Origin of the sequence: Gracilibacillus thailandensis (assembly GCF_010994055.1) — a bacterium.
GTDB lineage: Bacteria > Bacillota > Bacilli > Bacillales > Amphibacillaceae > Gracilibacillus > Gracilibacillus lacisalsi.
In genome coordinates this window covers 14,021-30,958 of the sequence record NZ_WJID01000049.1, presented here as the reverse complement: position 1 = coordinate 30,958, position 16,938 = coordinate 14,021, and the positions used below count along the sequence as shown (strand labels likewise).

Genomic DNA, 16,938 nt, shown 5'->3' with positions numbered 1-16,938 from the left:
CAACTTTCATGGTAGTAGCTTTTTCTCTGAGAAGGAGGTGATCCCTCTTATGACATTTGAAATGGCTTTTGTTTTAATCATTATCATTGTCATGTTTGTGGCCTTGCTTATCGAAGTGGCTAGACCTGACATGATTATATTTGCAGCGTTAGTTTTATTTGTTTTAACGGGGTTATTAACTCCTGAAGAGGCATTTAAAGGGTTTTCTAATCAAGGTATGCTAACAATTGCTTTATTATTTATCGTAGCAGGAGCTGTTCAAAAACATGGAATCCTAGAACATATGATGACAAGTTGGTTAAATAAAAGCAGTCAAAAGAAAGGGTCTATGATTCGTTTTTATTTACCTGTTTCTGTTTCATCTGCATTCTTAAACAATACACCGATCGTAGTTGCCTTTACGCCAATGATCAAAAAGTGGTGTCAAGAAAGAGGGATTGCTCCTTCTAAGTACTTAATTCCTTTATCATATGTCACCATATTAGGTGGAACGTTGACTTTGATGGGGACATCTACTAATCTAGTTGTCCATGGTATGTTGATTGATTATGGGTTAGAAGGATTTACCCTTTTTCAATTAGCGATTGTCGGTATTCCCGTATTGATTTTAGGTTTTATTTACCTTTTCACAATAGGATATAAAATTTTGCCAAACAATAAAGGCTTTAGTGAACAAGTGAAGAAGGATACGCGTGAGTATATGGCCGAAATGTTCGTAACTAGTGAATTTCCTTTCTTAAGCAAGTCCGTTCAGGAAGCTGGTTTACGTGATTTGAAAGGCTTATATTTAATAGAAATTATCCGAGAGAATGAAAGAATATCTCCTGTTAAATCTACTACTATTGTGAGTGCTGGAGACAGGTTAATCTTTACAGGGTTGATTTCTACTATAGCAGAATTACAGCAAATAAAAGGACTAAGATTAGAAACAGGTACACACTTAGATTTAGATGATCTTAAAAATGGCGAAGTCCAGTTAGTAGAAGCAGTAGTATCTCATCAATCATCCTTATTATCCAAGTCATTTAAGCAATCACAATTTCGTTCAAGGTATGATGCAGGAGTGTTGGCTGTACACCGTAACAATGAACGGATTAAAAGTAAAATTGGAGATATTGTACCAAAACCAGGAGATGTCTTACTTTTACTAGCAGGTTCTGATTTTATCAACACTTATAACAACTCTAATGACTTCTATGTTGTATCAACACTAGATACACCTAATAACTTAAATGAGAACAAAGGTAAAGGCTGGCTTTCTCTAGTCGTCTTAATCGCGATGATACTAACTGTAACATTTGGTTTGTTATCAATGTTTAAAGCTATGCTATTAGCTGTGTTTATTTTTATTATAACCAAAATTATAACTCCAGAAGAGGCAAAGAAAAATATTCAGTTCCATGTGCTTTTATTAATAGCTAGTGCTTTCGGAGTTGGAACGGCGATGACGAAGACAGGACTTGCGTCGTGGATGGCTAAAGTAATCCTTGGGATCGGTGAACCGCTAGGCATTATCGCGTTGTTAGTTGCGATTTATCTATTAACCAATATATTTACAGAACTTATCACCAACAGTGCAGCGGCAGTGCTGATGCTTCCGATTGGAATAGAAATGGCGAGTTCATTAGGAGTTGATTACATGGGGTTTGCGGTTACTATAGCTATCGCGGCTTCAGCTAGCTTTATAACCCCTATTGGTTATCAAACAAATCTCATTGTCTACGGTCCTGGTGGATATACATTTAGTGATTATATGAAGGTAGGTACTCCGTTAAGTATTCTTGTTATGCTTGTTACTGTAACCATAGTTAACATGGTATGGTTTTAAATAAAAGAAAGGGTGGGAATAAAATGAGCAAATACATAGTTGATTTGTTTCAAGTTTGTTTAGACGCAGGAAAAGAGATTATGGAAGTATATCAACAAGACTTTGATGTTGAATTTAAAGAAGACGATTCACCATTAACCTTAGCAGATCAGAGAGCACATCATGCAATTGCAGAAGGTTTGGAGAAAATAGATTCTAGTATTCCGGTATTAAGCGAAGAAGGCAAGGAAATTCCATATGAAGCGCGTAAAGATTGGGAACAGTTCTGGCTAGTTGATCCCCTAGACGGAACGAAAGAATTCATAAAGAAAAATGGTGAATTTACGGTTAATATTGCTTTAATTGAAGGCAAATATCCGAAATTGGGAGTTATTTATGCACCAGCATTGGATACCTTTTATTTTGGTATGAATGATGACGGAGCTTACAAGTTAAATGATGCATCAAAAGTAACTATTACAAGTTTAGAAGATTTGATCGATCAAAGTGTAAAATTACCAGAAGTAAACGACAGTGCCAATACAAATGTAGTAGCTAGTCGTTCTCATATGTCTGAAGAGACAGAGGCATTTATTAATAAGCTAGACGGTGAAGTGAATGTAGTTTCATCCGGGAGCTCTCTTAAGTTTTGCTTAGTAGCTGAAGGGAAAGCAGATTATTATCCACGATATGCTCCTACAATGGAATGGGACACTGGTGCGGGACAAGCAATCGTAGAAGCTGCAGGCGGAAAAGTTTTTCGATATGAAGATCAGAAACGTTTTTATTATAATAGACAAAGTTTGGTTAATGGCTGGTTTTTAGTTCAAAGCTAAATGACTGAAAAAAAATAATAATAATTATTAAAAAAATGATCATAGTTGTTATTTAGCAAGTGAGAATTCAAACTATTGGCATATAACGAGGAAATAGTGAATAATTCATGTTCATAAATGTTTTAGCACTGCACAGTTTATTAACACGTATTCAAGAAAAAGTCTTTTAAGGAGTTACAAGATAATGATTATATACTAGAAACTACTAGCAGCTATTCTTTAATACAATTATATAATTCCTTTCTATTGATAGTTTGTCAGATTAAGTGCAACAGTTAGTCCTGTGATTCTTCGTGTGCTGTTTTCCAGTTTGAATATTTTGTTGGTCTAAACAGTGATATTCTATTGTCTTTATCTTGCTCAATGCAATTGTTACAGGCGAAGTTTTTTCCTTCTGTCTTCCGTATGGTTTTGAGAACCTCGAGAAGGTAAGTGTTCATGCAATGTTCGTATGCTATTTTATAAAATTAGAGTTTCGATTAGTCATCTTGAACGCTATGTACCAATTGATTTTACATTTTACAAAAGTAGCGAAACGTCTTTTACTTTTTCCCTAAGACGCAGAACTTGTAAGTCATGATCTATTAAGAGACTTGATAAATAGTTTTTAAGCAAAAGATTCTTTAAAAAATGCCAGATCATAAAGGTTTAAAATGTGGTATACGTGGTTCATGGTAATATTTATGAGTGGGTGGAAGATGTAAGAGAAATTGTAGTCTGTGGGGATTGCTATGAAAAGATTGTAACCTATTCATTTTAAAGTGTATAGATATTTCTCTAACTCTTTAAAATGCCTGATAGAAAAAAACTTATATTAATATTGAGAAATTCCCAACTGGAAATAAACATGGTGGGTAAAGCTTTAATTATTATATACTTGATTTAGCAAAGTCTTTTATTATGTATAATGAACCTAATTAATATATTGATTTTCTACTTAGAAACCTTCATACTATATTTAGTATAAGGAGTGAATTTAATGTTTAAAAATTTTGCGATAATTAGTTTCGCATTCTTTGTATTATCTGGGCATTTTAACAATTTTCCTTTTATAGATAACTTGCCTATCGATATTACTATATTATCTTTATTTATACCTATTACTTACTTTGTATTATTTTTCTTAATTAAACTAGAAATACATAAATCTTTTTTTGTGATTCTACTATTCTTTATTCCCTTTACCATCACTTTAAATATATCGTCGTTTCAAGATGATAAACTATTTTCTTTTTTGGCAGTCTTTTTAACTGCTACTATTATAAGCCCTGTACTTTTGAATGATAATAAATCAATAAACTTATTTTTTAAGTCATTATTAATCACTGCCTTATTAATATGTACCTCTTCCATTGTAACTTTAGATTTTAACTTTTCTGGAAGATTAACATTGTTAGGTAGTAATCCAATCTGGTTAGGTAGAGCAGTTGCTATTGGGCTTTTAATAATAACAGTTTCCTTAATCCATGAAAGAATTAAATTAGGGATTTTTATTATACTTGCTTCACCAATGCTTTTTGCTTTAATATCAACAGGATCAAAAGGGCCATTCTTTTCATATCTCTTAGTAATTTTCTTGATTTTTATCAAAGATATTCTGATACTAATAGCTCGTAAAAAAACAGTTATTCGAGCATTGCATGTTTCATTTGTTGGCTTACCTGTTTTATTTATAACTTATTTACTACTCCCTGATAATACAATTGTTAGAATGTTTAACTTTCAAGAAGAAGGTTCTGTAAATGTTAGAAAAGAATTATATTTAACTGCAATAAACATAATTAAACAATACCCCAATGGCATAGGTCTTGGTAATTTTGGGAATTACACCACTTTAAATAATAACTACCCTCATAACATTATACTTGAAATGTTCTCTGAAATGGGATGGTTAAATGGTTTACTTTTTATTATGTTACTAATTATATCTTTTATTGGATTAACAAAAATACGTTCTTTATTCACTCGAAATCTTTTGATTTCTTTGTTTTTACTAAGTTTGTTTAATTCGTTTGTTAGCGGAGATTTGACTAGCCCAAAAGAAATTTACATATTAGTACCACTAGGGATAAATTATTTTATTGCACAATTTAGAGTTAAGAATTTAATATCAATTAAAGGCACAGCTTTTAATTAGTTTTAGTTAATAACTCTAGGTTATTTTTTAATATTGATAAGCAATAGACTTACAAGGTAATTTTGTATAAGGAACATTATTAGATCATTGGTTACCTTAAAAATTGGATAATAGGTTTAATATAGTTCCACAATAATCGTCTCAGGGAATCCTGGACGATTATTTTACTATTAATTTCAGAAATTAGTTTAACTTTACTCTTTCTTCAAGCGATAATTTTTGGCTGTCACGATCAAATGTAACAAGTCATCAGGTAATTCTTCTTTTCCGGAATAGTAAAATGTAGCTAAATTGAAGGAATGGAGAGAAAGTGGATTAAGCACAATGGTAGGGTGTAGTAACTTGATATCAATATTCATCAAATGTATTACTGGAACAGTAGGTTAAAATTGATAAATAAAATAAAATCCAAACATTAAGACAAATGGATCCAATCCAATTATCACCAGAATTTTTCTAAAACATACCTAGTTAGCCCGTATGGTACATAGTGTCGTAATTTAAATTCTATATAACAGTCCTTCATCGAAAAATACTTCACTTCTCTAAAATTCATCTCTAATAAAATCCAAAATTCGTTTGATCCGTCTTATATTATTGTCTCTATCATCGTTAATTTGCTCTAGAAGATGTTCTTTTTTCATAAGATGGACTGTTTTGATCTCATCTTCGGTTAGCATTATTTCTTCTGAAAGGCGAACGGGATGTTGTTTCGTATCAATTAAGCCTAGTAAATAATCAGCAGTTACCTCAAATATTTCAGCTAATTGTTTGACAGTTTCAAGAGATGGTTCATTTCTTCCTTGTTCGTAGTATCCATAAGCACTTGTCGATATATTTAGCTTTTTTGCTACTTCTTCTTGCATTAAATCTTTTTCTTCCCTTAAATTTTTCAATCTCTCTCTGAATATTAACATAAGATACTTCCTTTCTTGGATGCATTATACAATGGAATGTTTGAAGAGGGTTCTTTATACAACTAAAAATCGTTTTATTAATTTACAAACAACAAAAAGTTGTATATAATGTTTTCTTAGAGTGGGAAGTGTAACTTTAAATTATTCATACCTGTAGAGTGGTAATGGGTAAGGGGGTAATCAAGTAACCATGATAAAGGAAAGTAATGAAAAATTAAACATTAATTTGTTATTAGAACAAATTGAAAAAATGCGAGAAGAATTAGTGGATATTGGATTACGAGATGGATTAACAGCACCCTCAACACTAGAATATAGTGAATTATTAGATGAACAAATTAAGGTTTATCAAAGATTGCTGAAGGAGACATAAATTGCTTTTATTTGTTGCAGCAATTCCGTTTTTTCATTACATATGTAAGTGCTGGTAATATTAGTGGCACGCTCATCATAATTGATCAAATACAACCTTACACATTCCCGTACGATCATATTGAGTTTTTAAAGTATATGTGGAAGTATCTAAGGTCAACCATTTCTCGTTAATAAATAGAACGATTGTATTTTCCGTATTGTTAAAAATGTATTTCACTCCATGGAAAAATAACCAACAACAGTTATCATTTTCTGGTGCTTCGGTAGGGAAGGTATATATTCCTTTGGAAGGAGACACAGGGATAGGTGTCTTCTGGTGAAAGTTTAGGTGATGTTGTACCGACTTTTTACGACCATCATAAGCGGCACCGTAATGCATACAGTTTTCTTTGATGATTGGAAATGGAGAAGATGAATGGTAAATCTCTTTCTCCCTTTCAATTATTTTGGACTGATAGAATATATCTTTGTTTGGTACAATGGCTAACGTTTTTCTAGTAATCCTATAATCTTTTATCATCTTTTTTTCTTTTCCTTTCGATTCGTTACTTCTCTTACTTGCTCTTGAAAGGAATGGTAGCTATATGTTTTGAATTGTTCTTCTACAATCGAATAAGGTACATTCAATAACTCAGTTAATTCTACAAAGCGGGATATTGCTAGATTAAGCTCACCCTTTTCAAATTGTTGAATGGCACGAACACTCATATTTAAAGCCTCGGCTACTTCACTTTGTGTCCAGCCTTTGGCAATACGCTGTTTCTTATAATATTCTCCTAATACGTATAGAAAATTATCCTTTTCGAAATCATTCATAAAAATCCAACCTCTTAGCCATTCTCTTAAAATAAGTAAGGGGTTGGAACGAAATATAATTCACATTAAGGTTAAATATGGAAATTGATCAATAGCACCACTCTAGTCAGTAAAGATAGGTTGGAAATGAATCCGAAAAATTATGGAGCTAATTTCTATTAATGTAATGGTGGAAGAAAATTAATAGATAGGCTGGAGAAAATTCGTTTAACATTATATCCAATTTGCTTCTAGGAGAACTTGTAACAGGATTGATAATTGAAATATATGAAATTATCTTATCTCGAGCTAAACTCTCGTTTGAATTGAACTCATCAATCTAGTTTATGCTATCAGTAACTTCTTTCAATGTTCCTCATTTATTTCTTTGATAGTTTTTATAACAAAGTTAAATAAAAGTAGTTTATTTCAAGAAATAAGGTTATTTATTTGTTATAATTTAGTATGCAAGATCAACATTGTGAATGGAGTAGCTAGTATGCAAAAACTTGTTGATACATTTAAACAATTATATGGTGAACAGCAATTACGATTAATCCAATCACCATTGCGTATTTGTCCACTAGGTGCTCATGTGGATCACCAAGATGGTATTGTCACAGGTATGGCATTGGATGCGAATGTCGAAATGGTTTTTGCTCCTTCAGATGATGGTTACATTCGAGTTAGTAGCATGGATTTCCCAGATGAAGAGTATTTTCATATAGATCGAATTCCGGAGATGTTACCTGGCTTTTGGGGGAATTATATTCGTGGAGCCGTTTTGTCGTTACAGCAAGACCGTAAACTTCGATATGGATTCCAAGCAGTGATTAGTGGAAAATTACCGATAGGCGGTCTAAGTTCCTCTGCTGCAGTAACAACTGCCTATCTAATGGCCCTAAGTGAAGCTAATCAACTCGATTACACTAAAAAAGATTTGATTTCCTATAGTCACTGGGTCGAAACGGAATTTATCGGATTAAAAAATGGTATTCTTGATCAGTCAGCGAATATCTTAAGCAAGGATAATCATTTACTTGTGATGGATTGCCAAACAGAAGAACATCAATTAGTAGAGAAAGCTAATTCTATGCCGGAATTTGAAGTAGTGGTAGTATACTCAGGTGTGACACAAGCATTAATTAGCACAGACTACAACAATCGAGTAGACGAATGTAAAGTTGCAGGCTGGATCGTAAAAGAATTAGCAGGCCTCAAGCGAACTGCCTTACAAGATGTGAAACTTCGGAATATCTCAGAAGAGCATTATCATAGGTATCGTGACCAAGTTCCAGGCAAATTCCGTAAGCGACTGGATCACTTTTTTACCGAACAGGAACGTGTACGTCAAGGAATTGAAGCATGGGAACAGGGAGATATTGTACAATTTGGTAAACTAATGTTTGAATCTGGCGAGAGCTCGATTCATCAATATGAATCAGGCTGTCCGGAGTTGATTACGATTTATCAAGTGTTGAAAGAGACTGAAGGTGTATATGGCGCTCGTTTTAGCGGGGCAGGGTATCGAGGTTGTTGTATTGGATTGATTGATCCAGCATACAAACAACAAATCAAAGCAAACATTGATGCTGTTTATCCAAACCAACACCCAGCATACAAAGACGTATACAAAGTCCATTTTTGTAAAACCAACAATGGAGCCCGTCTTATAGGTGAAGATGATATCGGAACTGTTCTAAAATAGGATTAGCCTGGAGGGAAAAAGATGAAATGTATAATCCTAGCTGCTGGCTATGCGACAAGGTTATATCCCTTAACCAAGAATAAAGCGAAACCTTTATTAGAAGTTGCGGGAAAACCAATATTGAATCATATTATCGAAAAGGTCGAAAAAGTTGATTCCATTGACGAAGTCTATATTGTCACCAATGAGAAATTCACACCAAGTTTTCAAGACTGGGCTCGAAGCTATCAAGGCAATAAGCAGATAATCGTCGTTAATGACCATACGACAACCAATGATAATCGATTAGGAGCGATTGCTGATATCCAGTATGTATTGGATCAGCATGAGATTGACGAAGACATCATGGTCTTAGCAGGTGATAATCTGTTTGATTTTGAATTGGTCGATTTTGTTCACTTTTATCAAGAAGTGAATGCAGATAGTATTACGGCTCATGAGTTAGATGACCCTGAGGAAATGAAACGAACTGGTATTGTCGAAGTAGATGCAGATGGAGTGGTTACTTCATTTGAAGAAAAGCCGCAAGAACCAAAATCAAAATTAGCTGTACCACCTTTTTATTTATATAAGGCAGAGACATTACCTTTATTTAAGCAATATTTAGCAGAAGGGAATAATCCTGATGCACCGGGGAACTTTATCCCATGGTTAATTCAACACAAGCCAGTATATGCCTTTACGTTTGAAGGCTTACGGTATGATATTGGAACGATAGAAAGTTATCATAAAGTACAAGAATTATTTTAGAGGTGAACAGAGAAAATGAAAATAACAGTAGCGGGGACAGGCTATGTTGGATTATCGAATGCTGTTTTATTAGCACAACATAATGAAGTAGTAGCCTTGGACATTATGGAAGATAAAGTCGATATGATAAACAATAAGAAATCTCCAATTGTTGATGAAGAGATCCAAACCTATTTAGAAACGAAAGATTTGAATTTGTTGGCTACTACAGATGTATATAAAGCATATGAAAATGCGGATTATGTGATTATTTCTACACCAACAAACTATGATCCAGATCAGAATTATTTTGATACAAGCACAGTAGAAAATGTAATTGAGACGGTATTAGACATTAATCCAGAAGCTGTCATGGTGATTAAGTCAACGATTCCAGTTGGATATACATTGGAAGTACGTGAAAAATACAATACAGACAATATTATTTTCTCTCCTGAATTTTTACGTGAAGGACAAGCATTATATGATAACCTGTATCCATCACGAATTGTGGTAGGGGAAAGATCAGAACGTGCCAAAGTATTTGCTAATTTGTTAGCTGAGGGCGCTATTAAAGAGGAGATCGATATTCTTTTTACGGACTCAACTGAGGCAGAGGCCATTAAGTTATTTGCGAATACGTATTTAGCGATGCGTGTATCCTTTTTCAATGAATTGGATACTTATGCAGAAATTCGTGGCTTGAATACGAAGCAGATTGTGGAAGGGATCGGACTTGATCCTCGTATTGGTGATCACTATAATAATCCTTCCTTTGGTTATGGTGGTTATTGCTTGCCGAAGGATACGAAACAATTGCTTGCGAACTATCAAGATGTACCAAACAATCTTATTAAAGCCATTGTAGATGCGAACAGTACTCGTAAAGATCACGTTGCTGATAGTATTCTGGCGAAGAATCCGAAAGTTGTTGGTATCTATCGTTTAACGATGAAGACTAATTCTGATAACTTCAGACAGTCTGCCATCCAAGGTGTAATGAAGCGGATTAGAGCCAAAGGCGTTGAACTTGTTATTTATGAACCAGTATTGGAAGAAGCAGAGTTTGATGGTTCACGCGTTGTGAAGGACTTTAATGAGTTTAAAGAGGTTTCCGATGTTATTGTGGCTAATCGGTTGACGGATGATTTGAAAGATGTGCGTGAGAAAGTTTATACACGGGATTTGTTTAGTCGGGATTGATTAGTGACTTTAATTAAAAAATATATTGAATCAAAAACACTTTATTGTGATATATAGAAAGAACCTTAGGCTCTGATGTTAGTTAAGAAAAGATCACAAATCACTCACTTATTGTGAAAGGTGTGATCTTTTTTCAATTGAGGGTATGTAGTTTGCTTGAAAATTGCTTCGGTTAAAATGAAAAATTGACAGACAAAACAACTTTCAAATTGAAACAGGAGTGTAGCACTATTGAAATTATTCAATAACTTGCCGAAGTCTGTAAAAAAGACTATAAGATATATATATCAAGATGTAAAATCAATAGAGAAATTGGAACAAATTGAAAAAGAGCTTGTTACTCATATAGAAAAAAGAAAAGAACAATTAAAGAAAGATAACTAACCTATTTCGGATGTAACTGGTGAAACCTTGGTTGTAGCAAATAACACTAGATAGAAGGAGTGAAAAAAGATTTCCTAACACTTAACCAATTGAAATAAAGTTATTTATTATTGGTGACAAAAAATAAATTAATTACTTATCCATTTTTAAGATAAGACCAAAAAAGTTTCCACATTTCGTGTTTTTGGTACTTATTTAGGAAATCGTATTTCAAAAAAAAGCGCAGGGAAAGGAATGATTATTCCAACCCTGCGCTATTTACATGCATTTATTATTCACCATCCACCACTTCTTTTAATATTTGATAAGATCTTTTTTGTTTCTCTGTATCATATATATAAGAAACGGCCATTAGTTCATCTACTTGGTATTTTTCTTGGAAATTTGTTAATTGTTCACGAATCGATTCCTTGCTACCTAGCAGTGTAGCGCTAGACATAGACGAAGCTACTTGTTTCTCTTGCATGGTCCATAACTCATCCATATCTTCTACAGGAGGACTTAAAGGATTTTTCGATCCTCGAACAACATTTAAGAAAAATTGTTGCATCGTAGTTGATTCAAATTTCGCTTCTTCATCCGTTTCTGCTGCAATCACATTCAAACAAACCATCATATATGGTTTATCTAAATATGGAGATGCTTGAAACTCTTTCCGATAAATCGAAATAGCCTCTTCCATATGTGTTGGTGCAAAATGTGATGCAAATACATAAGGTAAGCCCAGTTTTGCAGCTAAATGAGCAGAATCAGTTGATGAACCAAGAATATAAATCGGAATATTGGTGCCAGTACCAGGAAAGGCTTTGACATATCCTTGTTCTTCTTCTGGTCCAAAATAGGTTAACAACGATTGTACATCTTGTGGAAATGTATAAACCGGGTCATCCTTCGATCTTCTTAAGGCGCTTGCTGTTAACTGATCTGTTCCCGGAGCTCTACCTAATCCTAAATCTAATCGGTCTGGATATATTGTTGCCATTGTACCAAATTGCTCGGCTACTGCTAATGGAGCGTGATTTGGCAACATGACACCACCTGATCCAACTCGAATCTTCTTCGTATTCTCAAGTGTATGTTTCATTAACATGGTTGTCGCAGAACTAACTAATGTTGTTGTATTATGATGCTCGGCTATCCAATATCTTTCATAGCCCATTTGATCAACAGCTTGTGCTAGTTCTACCATTTGGTCAATTGCTTCTTTCGGTCCATTTCCTTTACGAATCGGAACTAAGTTAAGGACAGAAACGGGTATATTTATATTTGTCATATTTCATTTCCTTTCTTCAATGACTTACTGTTCTATCGTAACAATAACCGTTATAGAAAAATATTAATTTGCTTGAAGCTAATTATCAATGAAATGGAAGCTTTTAGTAACAAATTACCAAAATATGATATAATGCATATGGATTAAATTTAATAGGAAAGAAGCGATAAAATGTCAGCGGAAATCAAACAATCTAAAAAAAGAAAGCCGTTATGGCTAAAGGTTCTTATCGGCGTATTAATCGCAATCTTCGTTCTAGTGATTGGATTGGCTATTTATGCTTATTCTGTTTATGACAATGCCAAGAAAACAGTAAATGATCAAATGCACAATGAAGTGGAAAGCATTGATCGTAAAGTGACCAAAGAGAAAGTAAATGATCTTGAACCATTGAATATTTTATTATTGGGTGTTGATAAGCGACCTGGTGAACGTGGTAGGTCTGATTCTTTAATGGTACTAACCTTGAAACCAAAGCAGGATCAAATGAAAATTCTTAGTATTCCTCGTGACACACGAACTACTATTATTGGTCGTGGAACAGAAGATAAGATTAATCACGCTTATGCATTCGGCGGTGTTGATATGTCGATTAATACCGTAGAAAACTTACTAGATATTGAACTTGATTATTATGTTGAAATGAATATGGAAGGCTTGGTTGAATTTATTGATGAGCTAGGCGGAATCACTGTTCAAAATGATCTAGACTGGGTAGATAAAGGATTTCACTATGCAGAAGGTGAGCTAAATCTAGACGGAAAACAGACATTAGGATATGTAAGAATGCGTAAACAAGATTCAAGTGGCGATTTCGGTAGAACTGGTAGACAACGTCAAGTAATTGAAGCAGCTATCAATAAAGGAGCAAATATTGCCTCCGTAGGTAAAATTAACAGTTTCATAGACATATTAGGTAGTAATATGGAGACTAATATGGATTTTGATGATATGCAAGATTTATTATCCAATTATGCAAATGTTCGTCATAACACGGAAGAATATATGTTACAAGGAAGTGGCAAAAGAATTGATGGTATTTACTATTATATTGTGCCAGATGAAGAATTAGCTAAAGCTCACAATATGATTGTTGAAACAGGTAGTAACTAACATAGTTGTAATTGCATTAACCCTCATCTATTTTAGTCTAGGTGGAGGTGATATTACACAACGAATGTGGAGAAATGTCCCCATGGCCAGAATGGTGAATTAAACCTTTTAAGGCACATACTCATAATGATAAATGCCTTTTGGTTTACGTGAACTCGACATGGAACTGGATAGGGAAGAAACCTGAAACTTGAAACGGCTCTAATACGTATATAATGTAAGAGATAGATGAGGCGGTGATAAGATGTATTTATGGATTAATCTGTTGTTTATAAGTATTGTGATATATCATATGTACCGAGTGGGGCGAACTTTGAGAGAATTAAAGAGTCGAAGTATTTTCCCAAGTTCGGAGATGGATTATCGTAATATAAGGTTGGAGCCACTTCGAACCATTGATTATCCAGAGATAGCATATCACAAAAAGCGTCTTGTTATTTACGCGTGTCTTCTTGTGCTGATTTGGAGTGCATTTTTCTATGCTTTATTTACAGAGGAATTGTTCCCAATTTATCTGTTTCTCATGCCGTTCACTTTGTTTTCTTACCAGGTGTTAAATACGTTTGCTATAAAAGAAGAGGGGTTAATGATAGGCACTCAGTTTATCCCGTGGCAGAAAATTAAGTATTATCAATTTGTCCGTATTGATGTTAATCATAAATTCTATGGTCATACCAAAGAGGTAAATGATAGTTACGAATTGAAGGTAAAGCTAGGTTTTATTAGCGCAAGCTGTATTATAACATCGGATGAAACTAAAGAACAGATAGCTATGTTTCTTGCTTCTTATGCTCCATATAAACAGAAGATAACTGCTGAAAAGGAAGAAACAGAGAATGAATCAGTTTATGAACAATAACTGAGATTATAGTTTTCTGTTTAGTCATGAATTATTACTTAAACGTTATAGAGGAGTGTCTGAACATGATTGAAACCCTTAAAAAAAGATATAGGGAAAGAAATAAGCTATTTTTGACACTAGATATTACGTTCAGAATCGCCACTCTTTACTTTGCTGTTCAATTAATATTTTACTCTGTTTCAGGACTGATATCCTCCCATCCATCAAATGATTCGTCCGAGTTTTTAATGATAGGTATGCTCTTTTCACTTGGCTTAATGAATGCAGTTCATGTTGTGGAAATGATAGTTAGTGGAAAAAGGAAACATTTGACATCACTCGTTATATCAACCATCTTTGTTTTTGGTGTAGCTATATTTATATGGCTTTTAAGCTATATAAAGTGAAAAGTGGAAATTCATCTCATATGACATTCCATTTACCAGCATTTGAGATGAAAATAAAAGTGGATTAAATTGATCAAAGAAAAAACCTCTCTTTTAATTGGTTATATTTACCGGTTAAATCAATTTTTAACCTGTTTATTGCAAAGTGTATTTAGCAATAAGAAAAGGTATTTACCACCATACTTCTAACTTTTAAATCTGTTCCAAAACCATTCTATTCGTATTTTTGATCCCTCCACTATAAAATCTTCTGAATCGATCTGTTTCCATCTATCCTTTCAACTTCATTTTTTTTAGTCGAAAAGGAATATCACTGACATCCACAATTCAAAGAGAGGATATAAATTCATGGTGGAACAATATAACCTTTATATCGTTGTATTATCAATTATTATCGCAATCATAGCTTCCTTACTATCATTAACGAATGCTTCCAATCTTTCAAATGCAAAAGGGAAAAGTAAATTATTTTGGCTTGTGTCTGGTTCCATTGTAATGGGATCAGGAATTTGGTCCATGCATTTTATTGGGATGATTGCATACCACCCACATATACAAGTTTCATACAATGTTTGGATTACGACTCTCTCACTGGTGGTAAGTATTCTCTCATCCTTTATTGCCTTTTACGTTACAATGCCCAAAATAATTCTCTGGTATCGGATTGTCGTTGGTGGAGTGATGATGGGATCTGGAATTGTCATCATGCATTACTTCGGAATGGCAGCAATGGAGATGGACGCACAAATCAGCTATAATAGCACGCTTGTGGTTTTGTCAGTTCTTATTGCATTTATTGCCTCTTATGTTGCGGTCTTGTTATTTATCCGTTTTCGCAACCGTGCAGCTTCTAAGTGGTTGAAATCACTTTCTGCTATTGTAATGGGAGTTGCTATTGCAGGTATGCATTATACTGGGATGGCAGCTGTTAGTATGGAATTCCATCATTCTGTTTCCGATCCTACAAATATACCGACAAACCATTTTCTATTATACGGAGTTACCATTATTGTAATAGTTATTTTACTAGTTTCGTGGGGAACGATGATATTTGATCGGCATGTATTGAATAAAATGGCCTACCAAGATACCGTTACGCAATTATCAAACCGTAATGCATTGAATAAATATTTTAATACTAATCAGGATTCCGGGCACGTTAGTGTGCTTTTTTTGGATTTAGACTCGTTTAAGTCGGTTAATGATACGCTAGGACATCAAGTAGGGGATGAATTATTAGAAACAGTCGGTTTGATTCTTCATCGCCATTCTCATGAAGGTATAGAAGGCTATCGAATTGGTGGTGATGAATTTATTTTATTAATCAATCATAGTGACAAAGAGCTTATTGAACAACTAGCAGTTGAAATACTAGAGGAAATCAATCAGCCTTCTGAAGTAGACAATAAACCACTCTATATCTCAGCAAGCATTGGGATCAGTTTAGGACTACCCCATCAGAAAAAAGGAATGAAAATCCTAGAAGAAGCAGACATAGCTATGTACAAGGCGAAGGAATCAGGAAAGAATCAGTATGCTTTCTACACAGATGAAATGGGAGAAGAAAGAATTAGACGAATTATTTTAGAACATGACTTACGTAGAGCAATTGAAAATGAACAACTATTTATTCTATATCAACCAAAGTTTAATATCAAAACTTCTTCTATTGTTGGAGTAGAGGCATTAACTAGATGGCAACACCCAACGTATGGTTATGTATCACCCATGGAATTTATTACGATGGCAGAGGAAACGAATTATATTATGGAATTGACCGAGTGGACCCTTGAAAAAGCTTTTGTACAAGCCACAGAATGGAGCCGAATGGGGATAAGTTTACCTATTGCTATCAATCTATCAATTAAATTCATAGAAAATAAAAATGTAAAAGGCATCTTCGAAGATATGCTTAGCAAATATAAGTTAGATCCCTCGTATCTAGAAGTGGAAATTACGGAAACGGTGATGTATTCAAATATGGAACAGATCATTCAGCAAATGAATCAATTACGACAGTTGGGGATTAGGGTATCGATGGATGATTTCGGTACAGGTTATTCGTCTATATCTCTATTAAACACATTACCATTAGACACAATCAAACTAGATAAAACCTTTATTGATAACATTGATGATAAAAATAAACAAGTCATAATCGGTGGAATTCTGTCAATGGCGGAACAGCTAAACCTTAGTGTCGTGACAGAAGGGATCGAAACAAAAGACGAGGAAGAAATCTTAACATGTCTCGGTGGCTATTTGGTGCAAGGCTATTATTATAGCAAACCAAAAAATGCAGCGGGTGTATTAAAGATGATACGTGAACAGAAAGGAGTTCATTTATAGTTTTTCTTAATGTATTAAATTTAAAGGAGAGGGTTTTTAACACGTTCTCTTCCTTGGATATGCT

At 34.0% G+C, this 16,938-nt stretch carries 17 protein-coding genes; 12 read left to right on the top strand and 5 right to left on the bottom strand.

Annotated elements, in window-relative coordinates:
* Positions 1 to 49 precede the first annotated feature (49 nt).
* The 3 genes from GH715_RS14345 to GH715_RS14335 all read left to right on the top strand — a co-directional run bounded on the left by GH715_RS14345 (position 50) and on the right by GH715_RS14335 (position 4,780).
* Positions 50 to 1,828 carry an SLC13 family permease gene (locus GH715_RS14345; RefSeq protein WP_153835943.1) on the top strand — a complete coding sequence of 593 codons (1,779 nt, stop codon included), beginning with the start codon at positions 50 to 52 and terminating at the stop codon, positions 1,826 to 1,828.
* 23 nt (positions 1,829 to 1,851) lie between these two features.
* Entirely contained in the window at positions 1,852 to 2,643 is a 792-nt protein-coding gene (gene cysQ, locus GH715_RS14340) for a 3'(2'),5'-bisphosphate nucleotidase CysQ (protein WP_153835944.1), read from the top strand.
* 979 nt (positions 2,644 to 3,622) lie between these two features.
* Positions 3,623 to 4,780 carry an O-antigen ligase family protein gene (locus GH715_RS14335; protein ID WP_153835945.1) on the top strand — a complete coding sequence of 386 codons (1,158 nt, stop codon included), beginning with the start codon at positions 3,623 to 3,625 and terminating at the stop codon, positions 4,778 to 4,780.
* 194 nt (positions 4,781 to 4,974) lie between these two features.
* Here the strand turns inward: GH715_RS14335 and GH715_RS14330 are convergent, their stop codons facing one another.
* Positions 4,975 to 5,139, bottom strand: coding sequence for a hypothetical protein (locus GH715_RS14330; RefSeq protein ID WP_153835946.1), 165 nt, complete (start codon positions 5,137 to 5,139; stop codon positions 4,975 to 4,977).
* Positions 5,140 to 5,325: 186 nt separating this feature from the next.
* Positions 5,326 to 5,697, bottom strand: coding sequence for a helix-turn-helix domain-containing protein (locus tag GH715_RS14325; RefSeq protein WP_153835947.1), 372 nt, complete (start codon positions 5,695 to 5,697; stop codon positions 5,326 to 5,328).
* A 190-nt stretch (positions 5,698 to 5,887) separates the two neighbouring features.
* On the opposite strand from GH715_RS14325, the gene GH715_RS14320 reads away from it, so the two are divergent.
* Positions 5,888 to 6,070, top strand: a complete 183-nt coding sequence (locus GH715_RS14320) for an aspartyl-phosphate phosphatase Spo0E family protein (RefSeq protein ID WP_153835948.1) — start codon at positions 5,888 to 5,890, stop codon at positions 6,068 to 6,070.
* A gap of 75 nt (positions 6,071 to 6,145) precedes the next feature.
* Here GH715_RS14320 and GH715_RS14315 read toward each other — a convergent pair whose 3' ends face one another.
* Positions 6,146 to 6,592, bottom strand: a complete 447-nt coding sequence (locus GH715_RS14315; RefSeq protein ID WP_153835949.1) for a competence protein ComK — start codon at positions 6,590 to 6,592, stop codon at positions 6,146 to 6,148.
* Entirely contained in the window at positions 6,589 to 6,888 is a 300-nt protein-coding gene (locus GH715_RS14310; RefSeq protein ID WP_153835950.1) for a helix-turn-helix domain-containing protein, read from the bottom strand. The genes GH715_RS14315 and GH715_RS14310 overlap by 4 nt, the downstream gene beginning before the upstream one ends.
* A gap of 478 nt (positions 6,889 to 7,366) precedes the next feature.
* Here GH715_RS14310 and GH715_RS14305 point away from each other — a divergent pair, with 478 nt between their 5' ends.
* From GH715_RS14305 to GH715_RS14290, 4 genes are all read left to right on the top strand, one after another.
* Positions 7,367 to 8,575, top strand: coding sequence for a GHMP family kinase ATP-binding protein (locus GH715_RS14305; protein ID WP_153835951.1), 1,209 nt, complete (start codon positions 7,367 to 7,369; stop codon positions 8,573 to 8,575).
* A 21-nt stretch (positions 8,576 to 8,596) separates the two neighbouring features.
* A complete protein-coding gene (locus GH715_RS14300) occupies positions 8,597 to 9,325 on the top strand; it encodes a nucleotidyltransferase family protein (RefSeq protein WP_153835952.1) in 729 nt (242 codons plus the stop codon).
* A 15-nt stretch (positions 9,326 to 9,340) separates the two neighbouring features.
* Positions 9,341 to 10,507, top strand: a complete 1,167-nt coding sequence (locus tag GH715_RS14295) for a nucleotide sugar dehydrogenase (RefSeq protein WP_153835953.1) — start codon at positions 9,341 to 9,343, stop codon at positions 10,505 to 10,507.
* A 231-nt stretch (positions 10,508 to 10,738) separates the two neighbouring features.
* Entirely contained in the window at positions 10,739 to 10,891 is a 153-nt protein-coding gene (locus tag GH715_RS14290; protein ID WP_153835954.1) for a LytR family transcriptional regulator, read from the top strand.
* A 271-nt stretch (positions 10,892 to 11,162) separates the two neighbouring features.
* Here the strand turns inward: GH715_RS14290 and GH715_RS14285 are convergent, their stop codons facing one another.
* Positions 11,163 to 12,164 carry an LLM class flavin-dependent oxidoreductase gene (locus GH715_RS14285; protein WP_153835955.1) on the bottom strand — a complete coding sequence of 334 codons (1,002 nt, stop codon included), beginning with the start codon at positions 12,162 to 12,164 and terminating at the stop codon, positions 11,163 to 11,165.
* 171 nt (positions 12,165 to 12,335) lie between these two features.
* Here GH715_RS14285 and GH715_RS14280 point away from each other — a divergent pair, with 171 nt between their 5' ends.
* From GH715_RS14280 to GH715_RS14265, 4 genes are all read left to right on the top strand, one after another.
* Positions 12,336 to 13,277 (top strand): LCP family glycopolymer transferase, encoded by a 942-nt coding sequence (locus tag GH715_RS14280; protein WP_153835956.1) that lies wholly within the window; start codon positions 12,336 to 12,338, stop codon positions 13,275 to 13,277.
* A 355-nt stretch (positions 13,278 to 13,632) separates the two neighbouring features.
* A complete protein-coding gene (locus tag GH715_RS14275; RefSeq protein WP_163578676.1) occupies positions 13,633 to 14,136 on the top strand; it encodes a DUF5673 domain-containing protein in 504 nt (167 codons plus the stop codon).
* Positions 14,137 to 14,201: 65 nt separating this feature from the next.
* A complete protein-coding gene (locus tag GH715_RS14270) occupies positions 14,202 to 14,525 on the top strand; it encodes a hypothetical protein (RefSeq protein ID WP_153835958.1) in 324 nt (107 codons plus the stop codon).
* Positions 14,526 to 14,873: 348 nt separating this feature from the next.
* The gene (locus GH715_RS14265; RefSeq protein ID WP_153835959.1) at positions 14,874 to 16,874 is read left to right on the top strand and encodes a bifunctional diguanylate cyclase/phosphodiesterase; all 2,001 of its coding nucleotides are present in this window, start codon (positions 14,874 to 14,876) and stop codon (positions 16,872 to 16,874) included.
* Positions 16,875 to 16,938 lie beyond the last annotated feature (64 nt).